Origin of the sequence: Arthrobacter sp. Y-9 (genome assembly GCF_029690065.1) — a bacterium.
GTDB lineage: Bacteria > Actinomycetota > Actinomycetes > Actinomycetales > Micrococcaceae > Arthrobacter_E.
Genome location: NZ_CP121463.1, coordinates 707,328 through 724,382, shown reverse-complemented (window position 1 = coordinate 724,382; position 17,055 = coordinate 707,328). Strand labels below are relative to the sequence as shown.

The 17,055-nt window shown below is 65.4% G+C and carries 19 protein-coding genes and 1 riboswitch; of the genes, 2 read left to right on the top strand and 17 right to left on the bottom strand.

The annotated features are described in order from the left end of the window. Positions 1-381: 381 nt before the first annotated feature. The 17 genes from P9849_RS03225 to P9849_RS03145 form a co-directional block, all read right to left on the bottom strand. Positions 382-927, bottom strand: coding sequence for a hypothetical protein (locus P9849_RS03225; protein WP_278268274.1), 546 nt, complete (start codon positions 925-927; stop codon positions 382-384). Between the two features lie 141 nt (positions 928-1,068). After that, positions 1,069-1,779 carry an MgtC/SapB family protein gene (locus P9849_RS03220; RefSeq protein ID WP_066217404.1) on the bottom strand — a complete coding sequence of 237 codons (711 nt, stop codon included), beginning with the start codon at positions 1,777-1,779 and terminating at the stop codon, positions 1,069-1,071. 129 nt (positions 1,780-1,908) lie between these two features. Next, positions 1,909-4,656: a magnesium-translocating P-type ATPase gene (mgtA, locus tag P9849_RS03215; protein ID WP_278268272.1), complete on the bottom strand. Its 2,748-nt coding sequence runs from the start codon at positions 4,654-4,656 to the stop codon at positions 1,909-1,911. 381 nt (positions 4,657-5,037) lie between these two features. Then, positions 5,038-5,215: riboswitch (M-box (ykoK) riboswitch) on the bottom strand. A 401-nt stretch (positions 5,216-5,616) separates the two neighbouring features. After that, the gene (locus P9849_RS03210; protein WP_278268271.1) at positions 5,617-6,093 is read right to left on the bottom strand and encodes a hypothetical protein; all 477 of its coding nucleotides are present in this window, start codon (positions 6,091-6,093) and stop codon (positions 5,617-5,619) included. 80 nt (positions 6,094-6,173) lie between these two features. Further along, positions 6,174-6,392 carry a helix-turn-helix domain-containing protein gene (locus tag P9849_RS03205; protein WP_278268270.1) on the bottom strand — a complete coding sequence of 73 codons (219 nt, stop codon included), beginning with the start codon at positions 6,390-6,392 and terminating at the stop codon, positions 6,174-6,176. A gap of 153 nt (positions 6,393-6,545) precedes the next feature. Then, positions 6,546-9,176: a hypothetical protein gene (locus P9849_RS03200; protein WP_278268269.1), complete on the bottom strand. Its 2,631-nt coding sequence runs from the start codon at positions 9,174-9,176 to the stop codon at positions 6,546-6,548. Positions 9,177-9,295: 119 nt separating this feature from the next. Then, a complete protein-coding gene (locus P9849_RS03195; protein WP_278268268.1) occupies positions 9,296-9,652 on the bottom strand; it encodes a hypothetical protein in 357 nt (118 codons plus the stop codon). After that, positions 9,649-9,969, bottom strand: a complete 321-nt coding sequence (locus tag P9849_RS03190) for a hypothetical protein (protein ID WP_278268267.1) — start codon at positions 9,967-9,969, stop codon at positions 9,649-9,651. Before P9849_RS03190 ends, P9849_RS03195 begins: the two co-directional genes overlap by 4 nt. Next, the gene (locus P9849_RS03185; protein WP_278268266.1) at positions 9,966-10,589 is read right to left on the bottom strand and encodes a hypothetical protein; all 624 of its coding nucleotides are present in this window, start codon (positions 10,587-10,589) and stop codon (positions 9,966-9,968) included. The genes P9849_RS03190 and P9849_RS03185 overlap by 4 nt, the downstream gene beginning before the upstream one ends. Next, complete coding sequence (locus tag P9849_RS03180) at positions 10,589-10,885, bottom strand: hypothetical protein (RefSeq protein ID WP_278268265.1); 297 nt, start codon at positions 10,883-10,885, stop codon at positions 10,589-10,591. The genes P9849_RS03185 and P9849_RS03180 overlap by 1 nt, the downstream gene beginning before the upstream one ends. Before the next feature lie 379 nt (positions 10,886-11,264). Further along, a complete protein-coding gene (locus tag P9849_RS03175) occupies positions 11,265-11,591 on the bottom strand; it encodes a hypothetical protein (RefSeq protein ID WP_278268264.1) in 327 nt (108 codons plus the stop codon). Next, complete coding sequence (locus P9849_RS03170; protein ID WP_278268263.1) at positions 11,588-11,893, bottom strand: hypothetical protein; 306 nt, start codon at positions 11,891-11,893, stop codon at positions 11,588-11,590. The genes P9849_RS03175 and P9849_RS03170 overlap by 4 nt, the downstream gene beginning before the upstream one ends. 77 nt (positions 11,894-11,970) lie before the next feature. After that, positions 11,971-12,561, bottom strand: a complete 591-nt coding sequence (locus tag P9849_RS03165) for a helix-turn-helix transcriptional regulator (RefSeq protein WP_278268262.1) — start codon at positions 12,559-12,561, stop codon at positions 11,971-11,973. A 438-nt stretch (positions 12,562-12,999) separates the two neighbouring features. After that, positions 13,000-13,389 carry a hypothetical protein gene (locus tag P9849_RS03160; RefSeq protein WP_278268261.1) on the bottom strand — a complete coding sequence of 130 codons (390 nt, stop codon included), beginning with the start codon at positions 13,387-13,389 and terminating at the stop codon, positions 13,000-13,002. A gap of 356 nt (positions 13,390-13,745) precedes the next feature. After that, positions 13,746-13,967 (bottom strand): hypothetical protein, encoded by a 222-nt coding sequence (locus tag P9849_RS03155; RefSeq protein WP_278268260.1) that lies wholly within the window; start codon positions 13,965-13,967, stop codon positions 13,746-13,748. Between the two features lie 35 nt (positions 13,968-14,002). Beyond that, positions 14,003-14,725 carry a hypothetical protein gene (locus P9849_RS03150; RefSeq protein WP_278268259.1) on the bottom strand — a complete coding sequence of 241 codons (723 nt, stop codon included), beginning with the start codon at positions 14,723-14,725 and terminating at the stop codon, positions 14,003-14,005. An 83-nt stretch (positions 14,726-14,808) separates the two neighbouring features. Beyond that, positions 14,809-14,994: a helix-turn-helix domain-containing protein gene (locus P9849_RS03145; RefSeq protein ID WP_278268258.1), complete on the bottom strand. Its 186-nt coding sequence runs from the start codon at positions 14,992-14,994 to the stop codon at positions 14,809-14,811. A 126-nt stretch (positions 14,995-15,120) separates the two neighbouring features. Here P9849_RS03145 and P9849_RS03140 point away from each other — a divergent pair, with 126 nt between their 5' ends. Continuing rightward, a complete protein-coding gene (locus tag P9849_RS03140; protein ID WP_278268257.1) occupies positions 15,121-15,771 on the top strand; it encodes a helix-turn-helix transcriptional regulator in 651 nt (216 codons plus the stop codon). Continuing rightward, positions 15,764-17,020: a site-specific integrase gene (locus P9849_RS03135; protein ID WP_278268256.1), complete on the top strand. Its 1,257-nt coding sequence runs from the start codon at positions 15,764-15,766 to the stop codon at positions 17,018-17,020. The genes P9849_RS03140 and P9849_RS03135 overlap by 8 nt, the downstream gene beginning before the upstream one ends. Positions 17,021-17,055 lie beyond the last annotated feature (35 nt).

Sequence of the window (17,055 nt, the reverse complement as noted above, 5' to 3'; positions counted from 1 at the left end):
CGGACCCGGTGGCCCGCCGTGTGGGAACCATCTGAGCAGAAGCGGAACGGAAAATCGCGGGCCCGTTCACGGGAGGAAAGGCGGCTCAACATTGCGCATCAGGCGGGCGTGCGACGGCGGATGACGCCCGGCGTCGCTCCGTGAGCATCGACTCGGCGAACCGCTCCCGAAGGAGGCGCACCGCCGTGCCAGGTGTGACGCTCCGTGGCTCACGATCACGCCGTGTGAAGCCGGATCACGGCGCATTGCGCGACGCCGGACGCACTCCGCGCCGCCGGCCGGCGGCGGTTCGTGACGGAGAAAGTCGCTCCGTGACCCGGCTTCCGGCCACGGAGAAGGGGACGGCCTCAAGCCGTCCCCTCAGTCGCTCACATACTGCTCTCACCAGTAATGCGCCACATCCACCACCAGGCGTGAGCCGCCCCCGGGTCCGTCCAGGATGAACGCCCGGAACGGCAGCCGGGCCCTCACACCCAGGCCGATCGACGTCTTGCCCTCGAAGGATCCGGCGAACGCCACCTGGCGGAAGGCCGAGTAACCCGACACAGTGGACAGTTCCCGGGGATTGGCCGGGGTGTAGCTCGCGGTCCCGTCAGCCCGGTAGGCCGGGTCGTTGACCACGATGTTCAGGAACGCCCCGCCGCGCAGCGGAACCACTTGCCCGCTGGCGATCTGCCGCACCTGAGTGACATAGCTGACGGTGAAACCCTTGGCCTTGCCCTGGAGGTCCACCACGAGGCGGTCGTAACAGGTCTGCTGGCCTGTGCGGACGTTCGTCACGGGTGCCGTGGACATGCCGCCGGCGCTCTTCGCCAGCGACCCCCAGGTGATGCCGCAGTACGGGCTGGCCTGCGCCCCTGCGGGGGCGATCAGACCGAGTCCGGCCAGCAGGAGAAGTGCCATCAGCAGCGCACGGATCTTTTTCATGACCGCTCCTCCGCAGAATGAACGCTGATAGGCCCACGCTACGCCGGTTCGGGCCTCTGGGATCCTGCCGGAGCCGCGATGAGCACTGGATCGTTAACCACGCCGGAAGGCCGAGTCCGAACAGTGATCCGGGGGGCGGGATCAGTCGTCCCCGCCGAGCTCCAGCGCATGCCAGCGGACGGCGGTCACCTCGGGGATCGGCACCACGGTGGCGATGGCCTTCTCCAGGGCGGCGTCGCTCCGTTCGGCCGCGCTGAGGACCACGGTGAGCTCGGTCTGCCCCTCCTGGATGTCCCGGGCCTCCACCGAGTGGACCGTGAACTCGGGGCGCTGCACGGCCTCCACGACGGCGGACCGGACGGCGACCTCGGCCAGAGTGCTGGACCGGACCACGAAGTGATACTCCGTGGCCACGGTCTCCCGGGCGGCCGGGCCTCCGCGGCGGTCCAGCAGACGTCCCAGGGGACGCAGCAGCAGATTGGACAGCACGACGGCGAGTGTCCCGCCGAGCGCCGGCAGCAGCATCCCGCCCCCGGCGAGCGCTCCGACCGCGGCAGAGGCCCAGAGCGTGGCGGCCGTGTTGAGTCCCGAGATCGAGGCCCCCTGCTTCATGATCACGCCGGCGCCGAGGAAGCCGATGCCGGAGACGATCTGTGCGGCCACGCGCGTGGGGTCCGCGCGTTCCCCGGTGAAGCTGAAGGCGCCCATGATCACGAACAGGGCGGCCCCCAGGCTGACGAGGGCGTTGGTGCGCAGACCGGCGGTGCGGGACCGGAGCTGGCGTTCGAAGCCGATCGCAGCTCCGAGGCCCAGCCCGGCCACCATGCGCAGGGTGAGGTCGAGGGCGTCCATGGGGTTCCTCCCAGTCTTCGGTGACGGTGCGGCGAAAGGCCGCGGAAGTGCGGAGCGCACGACGGCGGGCGGCGGCTCGGCGCGCAGCCGCCCGCCGTCGTCGTGCGCTCCGGAGAGGGTGGCGAAGGCTCAGATCCAGGCGCCGAAGCGGCGGATGAAGAGCCGCTTCGCCAGCTGGACCACGGCGCAGTATGCGGCCAGGGTGAGCACGAGCCAGGGGAAGTACGTCCACGGCAGCGGCACCAGGCCGAGGCCCGCGCCGAAGCCGGTGAACGGCAGAACCAGCCCGAAGACGCAGACCGCCACGGTCGCGACCAGCACGGGCAGGCTCGCCCGCGAGCGCAGGAACGGCACTTTCCGGGTGCGCAGGAAATGCACGATCAGGGTCTGCGAGATGATCGACTCCACGAACCAGCCGGACTGGAAGAGTGCGGCGTGCTCGGGGGTGCTGGCCGCGAACACGAACCACATCAGGGCGTAGGTGCTGATGTCGAAGATCGAGGACAGCGGCCCGATCCGCACCATGAACCGGGACAGGCTCTCGGCCTCCCAGACCCGCGGACGGCTCAGTTCCTTGCGGTCCACCCGGTCCCACGGGAGCGTCAGCATGGACACGTCGTAGGCCAGCCCCTGGATGAGCGCCACCACGGGGATCATGGGCAGGAACGGCAGCATGGCCGAGGCCACGAGGACGCTGAACATGTTGCCGAAATTGCTGGACGCGGTCATCTTGATGTACTTCATCGTGTTCACGAACGTCCTGCGGCCCTCGATCACCCCGGCCTCCAGGACCGTCAGATCCTTGTCGAGCAGGATGATATCCGCGGACTCCTTGGCGATGTCCACCGCAGTGTCCACGGAGATCCCGACGTCGGCGGTGCGGAGCGCCGGAGCGTCGTTCACGCCGTCGCCCAGGTACCCGACCGTGTGGCCGTGCTCGCGCATGGCCTCGAGGATGCGGGCCTTCTGGGTGGGGTTGACCTTGGCGAAGAGCGTGGTGCGCTCCGCCAGTTCACCCAGCTGCTTCAGGTCCAGGCCCTCGGTCTCCTGGCCGAGGACCACCCGGCCGGTGTCGAGCCCGACGTCGGCGCAGACCTTCCGCGCCACGAGGGCGCCGTCCCCGGTGATCACCTTCACGGCCACGCCGTTGCGGGCCAGACTCGCCAGCGCGGGCCCGGCGCTCGCCTTCGGCGGATCCAGGAAGGTGAGGAATCCGAGCAGCGTCATGTCCCGTTCGTCGTCCACGGTGTACGCGGTGCGCGGCAGCTCCTCCTCCGCCCGCGGCCCGTCCGCGGAGAACGGGATCTCCCGGACCGCGACGGCCAGGACCCGCAGCCCGAGCGCGTTCTGAGCGGCCACCAGCTCCTCGATCTCCCGGCGGCGGTCCTCGCCGAGCGGCGCCGCACGTCCCCCGGGCACCCGGCCCACGAGTTCGTGCGTGCACAGCGAGAGGACCTCTTCGACCGCGCCCTTCGTGACCACGGTGTGGCCGTCCAGGTCCTCCACGACCACGGAGAGGCGGCGGCGCGCGAAGTCGAACGGCATCTCGTCCACGAGGGTGAACGCCCCCGTGAGGCGGGGCAGCTCGTCTCCGGCCGCGTCGAGGATGGCCCGGTCCAGCAGGCCGCGGAGGCCGGTCTGGAAGTGGGCGTTGACCGCGGCCGAGAGCAGGGTCCGCTCGCTCGGGCGGCCCGTGCTGTCGAGGTGCTGCTCCAGGACGATCCGGTCCTCGGTGAGCGTGCCGGTCTTGTCCGTGGCCAGCACGTCCATGGCGCCCAGGTTCTGGATGGAGTTCAGACGCCGGACGATCACCCGGTGCTTCGCCATCAGGTTCGCGCCCTTGGCGAGGTTCGCGGTCACCACCAGCGGCAGCATCTCCGGCGTCAGGCCCACGGCGGTCGTGACGCCGAACAGGAACGCGCTGGTCCAGTCCTTGGTCAGTCCGTTGATGATGAACACGGTGGGCACCATGATCAGCATGAACCGGATCAGCGTGGTGCTGACCTTCCGGATGCCGACGTCGAACGAGGTCTCGGGCCGGGTGCCGGACAGGGACGCGGCGAGGGAGCCGAACGCGGTGCGGTTCCCGGTGGCGACGACCACTGCCGTCCCCGACCCGGACACCACCGACGTGCCCATGAAGCCGAGGTTGTCGGCGTTCAGGGGGTCGACGTCGTCGGACGCGTCACCGTCTGCCCCGGCCACGGCCGGCGGCAGAGGCTCTGCGCTCTTCTCGACGGGCATGGCCTCGCCCGTCAGCATGGACTGGTTGAGCTGGAGGTCCTTGGTCCGGAGGAAGCGCACGTCCGCGGGGAGCATGTCCCCCGCTGCCAGCGTCAGGATGTCCCCGGGGACGATCTCCTGGATGTCGAGTTCGCCGCTCACCGGCTTGCCGCCCACGCACCGGGTCACGGCCGCGGTGGTGGTGACCATGGCGCGGAGCTTCTCGGCGGCGTTCCCGGCCCGGTACTCCTGCCAGAAACGGAGGACGGCGCTGATGGTCGCCATCACGGAGACGGTCAGCACGCCCTTGTAGTCGGGGCCGTCGGCCGGATCGGCCATCACGACGTCGGTGATGAACAGGACGCCCGCCAGGAACAGCAGGATCAGCACGAACGGGTTCCCGAACGCCTTTACGAACTGGACCACGGCCGGGGCCGGACGGTCGTGACGGATGTCGTTGGGGCCGAAGCGCTGGGTCAGCTCGCGGACGTCGTGGGCGGTGAGGCCTTCGGGGGCGGTGCCCAGGTGGCGCAGGGCCGCCTCCGGGGTCATCCGGGCGACGTCCAGCAAGGCGGTGGAACGGCGGGCGGTGGCCTGCCGGGTGGTCTCGGAGAACGCGGTGCGCTCGGCGCCGCGCGTGAGGAAGGTCAGCATGAGGTACTCCTTGGCTGCCGCAGGGCCGGATGGTGACCGGCGGGCGGCGGGGCAAGGGGATCCGGCTCGGCGCTCGGCCGCTCCCGGCCTGTCGGTGCTGAAGCGCACGACGGCGGACCACGGGCAGGCGCCCGCCGTCACCGGTGCGGTGGACGGGGCTGCCGTGGGCAGGAGGGGTTCAGGAGCGGAGGCGGCGCGCGGAGGCGGTCCCCTGGGTATGACGGGGTTGACTGCAACTGTCCGCTGACATGGGACTCACCTCCTGTGAAGCTCGTGCGCGCCTCACGAACGGGGAGGTCCCGGGCGCTGTGGTCCCGGGCTGGTGGACTGGCGTGGCCGGACAGGGTCATGGCGTGTGTCATGGATGTTCCGGTGCTGCCGTGGTCGCCTCCACGTAAGAGCTTTGGCACTGCACGACGTATCCGCTGCTCTCGGCAACCGGAAGCCACTTTGGGTCAACCCTTAATCCGGGAGGACCTGTCCTAACCTTGGGCGTCTCTCGACGTCGTCAGATCAGTGGCCTTTGTTCGTACAGGAACCTCGCCTAACGAAGCGCTGCCTTTTCAGGCTAAGCCGGTCCGCCGGGAATGGCAATTCGGGGTGGGGGTGATCACTGACAAGGTGCCGGGGCACACCACGCCCACCCCACCCGCCGAGTCCGCTGTCCGAGTGGTGAATCCGCTATCAGATGTAGCGGATTCACCGCCCGGACAGCGGACTCAGGACACGCCGAAGGCCCCCGGAATCACGCGGATTCCGGGGGCCTTCTCGTGGAGCCCCCTGCCGGATTCGAACCGGCGACCCCCTGTTTACAAGACACTTCACCGCCATCGCAGCAGGCATACGCTGGTAACGCATAGTCCAAAATTGCCCAGGATCACGCGGTTTCTCACCGCGTCCCATGACGGCCCACCCCGGGGGGACTCATGTGGTTGGTGCTCACACCGTGCGCACGCGCAGTCAGTACGCCCCGTGCGGCGTCTCCTCTGGTCGGGAATGCACCCCCAGCGAATGAACCAGCCATCCACGTCCGCCGCCGTAAACAGGCACCCCATCCCGTAGGACCAACGTGACTACCGCTGCGGCCAGGATAGGCTGGCCTTCAAGAACCTGAAATCCCTCAGTGACGCCGCTCAGGATTTTGAGGTATGCAACGTCGGGGTCATCGTATGCCCGCTCAGCAATGGACCCATATGCGGCGTCCTCAATATTGGACAGCAGTGCAGCCGCAGAGGCGAAGTCTCCCCACGCCTCCGCAGATTCGGGGGTGACGAGCATTCTGAGCTGTTCAAGATACTCTTCGCGGCGCCCGAGTGCAGTGCAAAATGCCACCCCGACGCGTACTGCTGGGTCTGCCGAAAGCACTTCCTCGACGTGGGCTGCGTCCTCGTCGTTATGCGGCCGATACCAGCTTGCGGCATCATCGTTTGTCATCATTCCCCCGTGCTATGCGTACTGCGCCCCGCCATGTGATGTGCACAACATTACGGGACCCACCGACGTCGAAATAAATGGGTCTAGGCAGACCCCGCGGCGCGGGGCTGGGTGCGGCGGTAGCGGTCAACGTCCGCTGCCGGGATGCGGACCGGGGAGCTGACGCCACCCCGTCCCGCCTTGTACGCGTTCGGAAAGCGGCCCATCCGGACCAGATCAGAGACCACGCGAGTGCTCTGCTGTGTCAGCTCAGCCACCTCCTTGATCGACAGGTCCCGATCCAACCGATTCGCTGCATCCATGACAAATCCTCTCCAGTGTTCCTAACCGATGAGGTCAGAATGCACCAGGCGACCGACAAGAATTAGCCGCCCGTACCGGCCACGGCGCCCCACCCGGTGGTGGAGGCCGCAGCCGGGTTGGTTGCACGGTTCGTTCGGATCGTGACGGTCACGTCAGCTCACTCCAATCCTTCGGCGGGAGGCGTCTTTCCACGACGCGTTGATGCGCTCGTCCGCAGTGCTAACCATGACGGCCTGCACCATCTCCCCTGTGAAGGGGTTCTGCACGAGGATCGTGGGGTTGAAGTTGATCGGGCCCTGACCCTGCGGCGGCAGCGTGCCGTACTGGTTGATGTACTCCAACGCCCCAGGGTGGTTCCGACGCATCGACATGGCAGCAGGCCGGCGCACGACTTCCTCACCCACGGTGAGGACCGCACGCACCGTGTCAGTGCCGCGCGACGCGGAGCCGGCGGAGCCGCCCCAGTCGTGGTACTCGACCGTGCCGCCGTCAGCGAACGGCGCCTCAGTCTGCTTCCCGAACCCCATGGACCCGCCACGGTTCACCGTGTCGATGTACGTGGTCACGCTCATGCCGTTCAGGTTGCGGAGCTGCTGAGTGATGAACGCGAGCTTCGACTGCGCAGACGAGGTGTTCACGTCAATCACAGTGGCCGGAACTTTGAGGTTCTTCACGTCGTAGAGCTTGTTGATATATGCCTGGACTTCGCCCGTGAGGAGGCCCTGGGACCGGAGGTTCTGCTCTAGCTGTGCCTTGGCATTCGCGTACGCAGCCGTGCCCTTCACCGTGGACCTGGTGGCGTCCCCGACGGCGATGGCGACCTGCTGGTCCGCCTGAGCCTTCTGGACCAGGGCTACGCGGTTCGCGATGGCCTTCTCGCTGTTGCCCGCGAGGGACGTGGTGTTCTGTTGGAACGACTTGGTGACAGCGTTCGTCGCGGATGCGGCGTTGTTCTGCGCCTGTTCCAGGCTGATCGTCTTGCCGTTCAGCGCATCGAGGGCCTGCCGGAGCAGACCCGCGGCGTTGTTTTGGAGCTGCATCGCGACGGTGGCCTGCTCCGTCGAGGTCTTGTTCTGATCCTGCTTCTTCTGGGCGTCAGCGACCGCACCAGCCGTGACCCCGAGCTGAGTAGCGAGCTGCTGCTGCACGAGCTGCTGGGTCGTGAGTTCGCCGCTGCCCTGCTTCATTGCCTCGGTGAGGCTGCGCTGCTTCTGGGCCTGGTCTTGGAGCGCCGCGGAATTGGCCGTCAGGAACCCGTGGACCTTGTCGGCGTTTGCCGCGTACGCATCACCAGCTTCGTTCGCCTCATCCAAGCTGCCCTTGGACTGCATGATGGCCTTGGCCTGGTCCTTGAAGGCCTGCCCATTCGTGTCAGACGCCTTGGCGACCTTGTCCATGGCTTCCGGCTGCCCCATGATGGCGTCCGTGATGTCACCGAGGGACAGGCCCAGGGCGTGAGCGGCGTCAGCGAGGCCGCCGTCAGCTACCTGCTTGGCGACGACGGCACGGATCGACTCGTCGATCACGCCGTTGGTCTGTTCCAGTTCCGACCGGTATGCCTGCTGGGCCTGGGCGGCGTCGGCAGTCGTTCCATTTGCGGACAGGAAGCCCGCGGTGAGGGCGACGACCCCGGCGAGGAGGATGCCGATGACCGGTACAGCGAGGCTCGACTCTATGCCGAACGTGACCGCAGCGACCTTCGCGATGTCGAACGCCGTGGACAGGGAACCCAGGCCCGCGATAAGGCCAGCGACGACCGGCAGCGGGAGCCCATTGAGGCCCTGCACGATGGCGGTGATCACCGGGATCGTGACCGATGCCAGCGGAGCGAACGCGGCGACGACGTGCGCCACAAGTACGACGAGCTGGCCGATGAGACTCAGCAGGTTGGGCATGTTCTGCATGGCGTAGTCCACGAACTGGCCGAACCCCTGCGACTTGCTGATCTGCAGGAGCTTGACAGACAGGTCCTCGAACGCACGCGAGCCCTGCATGATCAGCGGTTCAAGGCCCCGGAGAGCGGTGAACAGTGCGTCAAGAGTGATCGAACCGGTAACGCCAAGACGGTACGACATTTCCCCGATGAGCTGGTTGAGGAAGGGGAGATTCGAGTTGATATCCCCGACGACCTTCTGAAAGCCCACGAGCATACCGACGGCGGCGGTCCGGGACAGGGTTTCGAAGTTGTCTTTCAGGAGGCCGAGGCCCTGGGAGTATGCGGCACCGACGCGGGTGCCGTCGGCCATCTCTTTCTTGATGCCGAAGATCGCCACGAGCCCCGCGGCGCCCATCACACCCATGGCAGCGCCGAGGCCAATAGCCGCAGCACCCATGCCGACGAGCATGCCCATCAGGGGGACTATTGCTGCGCCAACAAGCTTGAATCCGCTCGTCTGGATGTTGAGGGCCTTGATGTTCTTCCAGAGCGAGCCCGTGTGTTCGTCCTGGCCCTTACTCATGCGCTGCTGCACAGTGATCAGCGCGTCGGATGCATCCTTCACGACACGCTCCGCGCGGGCCTTCTGTGCCTGCGTGGCCGTCGCGTTCATCTCGATACGATCACGAGCCAAAACCGCCGCAGCGAGATGTTTCTCCGCCGCTTGCAGTTCGCGGAGTTGGGCCATGGCCCGGGCCGTGTCGGCGTCGGCCTTGATGTGGACCTCGGTGTCACCGAGTTCCTTGGCCTTCGCCTTCGCGATCGCTACTTTTCGCTCAAAGTCGTCGATGTCGAGGTTGAGCTTCGCGTCGATTGAGCCAGCGGTGGTGGGTCCCTCAGTTGCCAAGGTGACCTCCTGACATGGTTACGACAAGGGGCGGCTGATTGGTTGTCAGCCGCCCCATGCCTGAACTGGGCAAATAGTCGTCACAAGCACGATGTGTGCACGCGCAGCGCGCGGATCGCCTACTCATTCGTTTTCGCTTCTGCGACTGCATCGACGAACGCCCGCACTGAGTCGGCAGGCGGACCCTGACGCCATGCCCTTTCCGCGGCCTGACGCCCAACCTTGTGGTCGGTGAGGACCACCCAGAGCGCCCGGGCAATGGCCTCTATTGAAACGCCGGCTTCCAGCATTTCTCGGTACACGCCGCCGCTGAGAAACAGTTGCGCGGCCTCCCCAGCGGTGACCTCACCGCGCCGGTTCTCATGCTCGACGTGTTTCCGGGAGCACCCTTGGCTCAGACGTGGAAGCATCCATTCGCGACCACCGATAGGCAGCACGATGGATGGCTCGCTGACAACCCTGGGCGCGAAGCTCATGCGGCGTGCCTTCCGTCGCCGCCCACTGATGCTTGGTCCGGGGTCATGTGGTGGTAGAGCGTTCCGCCGACCGCTGTGGTGTTCGGGGGCAGAATGCCGGCGGTGACGATCTGTTGGAGGTATGCCTGCTGTGCTGAGCTGAGGCTGCTCACGAAGTCCTCGGGACTCTCGAACTGCTCGACGGTGTCCCCCTCGGTGACGTGGGTCAGGTCGTCGATGATCCGACCGTGATGGGCGGCATCGAGGATTTCGGCGCGGTTCGCCTGGTAGAACGCGGGGTCTGCGAGCTGCGACCGGTTGAACGTCTGATCGGTCATAGTGACTCCAGCCAGTCGATGTGCCGGCCTCCGCGGTGGGTGAGAAGCAGCGGCTTGATCGGCTTCAAGAGCTTCGTCAGGACCTTGTCACTGGTGATGAACCATGACTTGGTACCGTTCGGGCGTTGCACCCACGCCTGGGCGGGGACGTGGTTCATCCCGGGGATATGGGCGGTGGTGACGTGTTCGTGTGGCAGTTCGTCGGCGTGTTCGCTGATGTAGCGGCTCAGCGCGTACACGGCGGCGTTCTGGTCGTCGATCAGCGCGAACGCGTCGGAGAGTGCCGCACGGGCAGTGGCGAGGTGCTCCTCGATGGCTTCGCTCTGGTCTCCGGTGGCGAGTTCGTACAGGGCGCCGACGTGTTCCTCATACGCCTTGTGTGCCAGTTCGACGCGGAGCCGTTCGGCCTTGACCTTGGCTGCGTCGAGTTGGAGCTGTGCCCACTCAGCGCGGGATCGGGCTTCGTCGAGGTCGGACTGCGTCACCGTTTCGTCGGCGCTCCGGATGCGCTGTTCCAGTTCACCGACGAATGCGGCTGTGCTGTGTGCGGTGGCGTGGGCCTCGGCGAGAATTTCCTCTGGGGTGCCGGGAGACGCCTTGACTGTCTTGCGGGTAACCATCAGTTGGCCGCTCGTCGTGCGGCCATGTTCTGTTCGCTGAGCTCCAAGAGGCGTTGCTCGCTGCGCTCTCGGTCGATGAGGCGGGTCAGCTCGTCGGGCCGGTACACTACCGAGAGGTCCGGGGCGCCGAGGAGCTGCGGGTGTGCTTCCCGGGCTTCGTCCTCGGTGAGTTCGGTGAAGCCGTGCTTCGGGTACCGGACTCCCTCTTCCAATACGGTGAGGTAGTGGTTCCAGTGTTCGCGGGTGCAGGAGTTGACGCCGCCAGCGGGATTCTTGAAGTAGACCGTGTCGCTCATGGTTGGCCCCTTTCTCAGGGCTCTGGGGCGGGGCCGACCGCGTCGGGATCGATGACCCATTGGTGGCCCTGCCGGGTGGCTGGTAGTTGGCCGTTGCGGGCCATTCGACGGATTAGGCTTTCGGAGCATCCACGCCTGGTGGCTGCTTCTCGTACCGTCAATCCCATGGTGCGGTGATGGCTCTCCCCCGGTTCCGAGAACGGAACCGAGGGTGTGATTGTTGCGCGGCCTACTGCGTTGACGAAGTCCAAAGCCTCGCGGCTGAAACCGCCGCCGTCGCGGTGTGATTGGTTGCGGATTGCGCGCTGGACGATCATGGCGACTTTCCAGAGTTCCTCCGGTGCGCCGGTGATACGGCCTTGACGGTCGGCTTGGATTGTCATTCGGCCTCGTCCCAGGGGAGTACCCATGCTTCGGCGTCGTCGTGTTCGCGCCAGTTGACGGGCGGGCCGTCGAGGATTCGGTACTTGGCGGTCTGCCCGTCGTCCGCGATGCGGAACTCTGGGGCCAGCCCCGTCAGTTGGTAGTAGGTGACGAGTTCGGTGGCGCGTTCGAATGTGAGGAAGAGTTCCCAGGATTCTTCGGCGCCCATGATCCAGGCTCGACCGACCCCGGCGACGGGCGTGGAGTCAGGGATTTGGAGGGCTTCGCGGATTTCCTCAGGGGTAGTGAGTTGGATCCGGGCTGGGATGCGGTCATAACTCACGCGCGCTCCCCTCCTGCGGCGTATACGGGAGCCCACTCACGCCGCCAGCTCAACCACTCTTCGGGCCAACCGAGTGTCACCCACCCGGTCAGTTCGCCGCCGAGCACGAGCATTTCGCCAGGGTCGTGGCTGATCGCTTCTAGAGCCATCATCGCGGTATCTCTCTCGACAGCTACGGTGACGTGCTGGCCCTCGAATTCGGACACCATCAGTGCATGTCCGTCGGCCTCTAGTGGGAGACCGTGAAATCCGGGGTCGATCACCCATGCTCGCCATGGTGTGGACTTGTCAGGGATTTCCATGTGGGAACCTTTCCGCGGTGATCACACCGCTCATTGCGCAGTTATTCGCCCATGTCAGAGGCTGGGCGACTGATACCTCACCAGTTGGCCGGGCCGTCAAGATCGGGCAAGACCGTCATTCGCTCTTCCATCACTGCGTGAAGCGCCGGTCCAGCCAGCTCACGCACGTCCGCCAACAGCGGGACTCGCGGGTTGACTCTCACCTGCGCGTCGGGGGCGAGCATTAGCTCGGGACCGCGATCCCGCACCGCCGCCCCATGCACAAGCCGTTCACGAGCCACAAGGTCCGCCAGGTGGCCCCGCGCCGTCCTGGACAGCCTCCGGGAACTCCCATTCCCCAGCGACGCCCCTACGGCCTCCAAGAGCCTTGCAAGGGCAACCATGGGATCACTTGGCCGGCGCGTGAAGACGACCGCGAGGACCGCGAGCATCTCACCGGAGGGGCGCCGACGCCCGTGCTCCAGACGCCGCAAGTAGGACACCGAGATACCCGCTCGCGCTGCCGCCGCTTCTTGAGACATATGCACTGATTTCCGCAGCTCCACCAGAAGCGACCCGACGCCGGCAGCGAGTTGTTCCTGCTCGTTCTGAGAGGGGGTGCCGCTCCGAGGCGTAGGCCCATCATGTGCGTGCGCGCGGGGGTCGGCAACGTTGCCGTTGCTGTTCACGTGGTTCCTCCTGTGGCATTGGGGGTGGGGTGTTGGGTGGTTGGGCCTTGTTCGCGTTCGCGGGCCCGGTAGAGGGCGTTTTCGGCGCGTAGGGCTTTGTTCGCCCGGTGGAGTGTTTGGGCTTTCTCTTGGTGTCGGACTGCGAGACGGGCGAGGTCGAGTTTGGACCAGGTCTTCGCGAGGGTCGCGGCTTGGTGTTCGAGGTCGGGGTTCATGGGCTGATCCGTTCGAGGGTTTCGTCAGTCAGGGCGTCGCTTGGGTTTTCCACAGCGACGCTCGCGCGCGTTACGGGTGGCGACGATCTGATTGAAGTGATGTTGGAGTTCCTTGTAGTTGGGGGGTCGCTGAGTGACCACCTTTCCGACCAGTGAGTGACCACCTTTCCGACCAGTGAGTGACCACCTTTCCGCTGGATTGGTGGTCACTCAGCGACCACCTTTAGGGCGGGTTATCCACAGATGCTTCGGGCGGATCGCGGTTATCAAGAATCCATGTGATGTCGCGTCCCGAACCGGTGGGGCGCCACCTGACGGTGGGGTCCAAGCAGAGGGCGTAGCTTGATCCGACGCCTCGATAGGCTTGACCGGACCAGGTGATCGCGCCGGCGTTTTGGAGATCCTTCAATGCGCGGCGAACAGCTCTTCCGGCGGCATCGGCGTTGTCTGGTCCAACCCCGATTGCATGGGCAAGTTCTTCACGCTGACCCCAGAACACGGGTGGTCGGTCGTCGTCGCGAGCCTGTGAACTCATCCAGATCAGGGCGAGCTTTGGTTTGTCGTTTAGCCCTGGCCAGTTCTCGAAGACTTTCGCCACGTTCTTGGACCCCATCTGCTCACCTCCTTCCGGGTCTGGGAATGGCGGACCCCGCGACCTGATGCGGTGCAGGGTCCGTGTGGTTGGTCAACGGCGGCTGTTCCTTCCGAGGTGGAGGATGCCCGCCCTGACGTGGGCGCCGTGGGCTTCTACGGGTGGGTGCTCAATGAGGCGTGCCTCCGCGTAGAGGCCTCTCCTGGTGAGGTTTCGGGCCGCCGCGGACGGGGTCGGCCACCCTGCCCGTACTGCGGCCCTGGGAGGCCACTCTCCTGTCTCGATGAGTTCATGGAAGTCCTCCACGCGGCACTGGAATCGTTCCGCATGGCCCACCTTCCGCGGCTCCTGCGGCGCTGCTGCCGCCGCGACGGCGGTCATAGCGTCACCTGTGGTGGTGTGTTCGTGATGAGGGCGCCGAGCTCTTCGAGAGTGAGAGGGCCGGCGACATACTCCCGCGTCCTCCACTGGCCCGCAGGCGCCTCGACGGCGAAGACGTAGTACTTGCCGTAGTCAGGACTGCGGTCGTTCGTTGTGCGGCATTTCTGAATCCGCCAACCCTGCTTCCTGGCCCGGTGGCGGAGCTTGTCCAGTTCCATGCGCTCAATCCACGCCAGACGGTGTTCCGCAGTGTTCACGCGATCACGTCCAAGACATCATCCAGATGCACCATCGAGCTAAGAGTCCGACCGGTCGCGGCGTGCACTACGTTGTACGTCCCGTAGCCGTCCTGCCATGGCATCCTGCCCGAGTTCTTACGGAGCCGAAGGCCCAAGGGCCGCAGAGCCCTACGAATCTCGTTGGCCCGAGCTTTCTCCCGCTCCTGCTCGATCTCGCCGCCGTGGTAGACCTTCACGCCTTCCCAGAGGACGACGGGTACGAAGTTGTCCTCTTCCCGGACCAACTGCGATGTGGCGATTCCCTGCCAGCTATCCATGCCGTCGAACTGGACCGGGACGCCGCCGTGGGTGAGCCAGACCATGTCGGCGGTGATCGGCACAACGACTCCGCAATCCCCGGTCACGGTGTGGGTGACGCGCTGCCCTGGTTTGAAATCGACGTGGAGCTTGACGAGTTCACTGAGTGCGACGGTGTTGCTCATGGCGAGCTCGTCCCACTCGACCGTAGCGATATCGTCGAGGGTCATCCCAGTGATCGTCCCGGTTGCCAGGTTCCGCTTGTAGACCACCCGGGTCCCGGACGAAAACGACTCACGCCAGACCGACATGTAGGCTGCGTGGCGATCCTGCCTGAGCGCTTCGGGCGACTTGGGGTTGAACATGGTCTTCATGTGCTGAACCGCCTCACGTGTCAGGGCCGAACGAATGTCTGCGGCTGGTGTTACCTTGGTGTTCATAGCGAATGCCTTTCCTTGCTGGTTGGTGGTTGCTTGCGCCGGCCTTGGACGTTGCACCGTCCAGGCCGGCATTTTTGTGCGGGTCATTCCTCGCCGCGCAGCCAGCGGAGGCCACGCTCTCTTGGCACAAACAGTCGGCGTCCCACCCGGAGGGACGGGATCGTGCCGTCCTTGATCCCCTGGTAGATCGCCACTTCCGTCATGCCTGCGATCTTCGCGAACTCCGAAACTCGGTAAGGGGCGTAGCTGACGCCCGTGTGATCGACCATGGGGACCTCCTCTGTCCAAGTTGATTTTCACAGTGTGTTTGTCGATACACACAGCGTAATGATTTCCAGCCTCATCTTCAAGCATCCTGTGTTGAATAGTTACATCTTGTGTTGGAAGATGTGCTTATGAAGAACCCCGGAACCCCTGATGAACTCTTCGGACTCGCAGTGAAGCAACTGCGAGAGAACGAAGGCTGGACCATGTCAGAGCTTGCAACCAGGCTCTCCGACGCAGGCCTTACCAACTTCCATCCCACGACCGTCGCTCGAATGGAGCGGGGTGAGCGCCCAGTTCGGTTGAGCGAGGCCGTGGTCATCGCTCGGCTGTTCGATGTAGGCGTCGATGATCTTGTCGCCGAAACGCGAAGCGAGGTCATGGAACTTGAGGAGTACATCGCCAGTCTCAAATCCGCTCACAAATTGGCCGGTCGCTGGCTTCACAGCGTCGAGTTCTACTCGGGGCTGCTCCGCGACCTTGCTAGCCGGCTGGAACGCGATTTGGCGGAGGGGCAAGTGATCCCCGAGGACGCGGAAGCCATCCAAGAGGGTTGCGACCAAGCACGCGCGATTCTCTCCGGCCCTGACCTGACACAGCAATGGTTGGAGCGCATCAGAGAGATGTCCGAGGAAGAGTTCTGGGAGTTCGTTACCACGGACTATGAGCTGCAGCCCGGCTGGGTGACGCCGACAGACAGGGACATGATCGTGTCCGCCGTTGCCCGCTTGAAGAACGCTGCAGCAGGGCAAGTTGAACGAGGGAGTGAGACCGATGGCTGATGTGAGCCGGCGGTGCGGTTGCCGGGACGAGAGCGGGAAGCAGTTCACCGCGGGGCGGCCCTGCCCCAAACTGAAGGACCCGCGGCACGGCACATGGGGTTACCGGGTCAGCGCCGGCACCGTGGCGGACCCGCAGCCTGGGAAGCCTGAACACCGGAAGCGCCGCTACCTCTCGGGTAGCGGCTATGAGCGGCGGAAGGACGCGCAGGAAGCCCTAGAGCGGGCCCTGAGGGCCTATCGCGGACAAGGTGACCAGTTCTTCAATCAGACCACCGTTGCCGACTACATGGCTGCCTGGCTTGACCGGCTTGAACGGGACGGCGAGCACAAGCCGACCACCATCTACATGTACCGGACCTACACGGACGCACACATCGTCCCGACACTGGGTGAAAAGCGGCTCACGGCGCTCAAACGCGCGGATGTCGCGCACTTCATCGACACGCTCCGGGCCAAGACAGTGACAGGGCAGGACTATCGACCGCGGCCCCTTGGGGCTGTGACAGTACGCCGAGTCGTCGCGTGTCTGTCCAGTGCGCTCGGGGACGCGATGCGCCGAGGCCTTATCGAGTCGAACCCCGCGGTTCAGCACGAGCTTCCCGCAGCAGAGCGACCGAGGGTCACCGTGTGGGAGCGGGCTGACGCGATCCGTTTCCTCGAAGAAGCCCGCACCACGCGTCTCGGCCCTCTGTTCGAGTTCGCAATCAGTACCGGTCTTCGGCGAGGTGAAATCTGCGGTCTCCGCTGGGCCGATGTGGACCTAGCTCAGGGGCGCCTCACGGTGAACGTCAACCTTGTCGAGGTGAATGGGCGGGTGACGGAAGGCGCACCGAAGACGAAGGCCGGCGCCCGGACCGTGCTCCTGTCGCCGGACGTCGTTGATCTCCTGACGCTTGTTCGGACCCGCACGGAGATGGAACGCGCGGAGTGGGGCGATCACTACGCGGACAGTGGGAGGGTCTTTGTCCACGAGGACGGCACGCAGCTCCGCCCGGGGCATCCGTCCAAGTGGATGGAGCGAGCGGTCAAGCGTCTGGGTCTGCCGCCTGCCCACTTCCACAGCTTGCGGCACCAGTACGCGTCCATCCAGATCGACATGGGCACTGAGCTGACACTCCTGTCGAAGATGATGGGTCACTCGAATATCGCCATCACTTCGAACACGTACAGCCATCTGTTCGAGGAGCGTGAGAGAAAGCAGGCGGCGGCGGTTTCGGCATGGCTGAGGCCGTCTCCTGAAACGGTGTGATGTCATGGCGTGCTCACAACGTGCGCACATCGCCT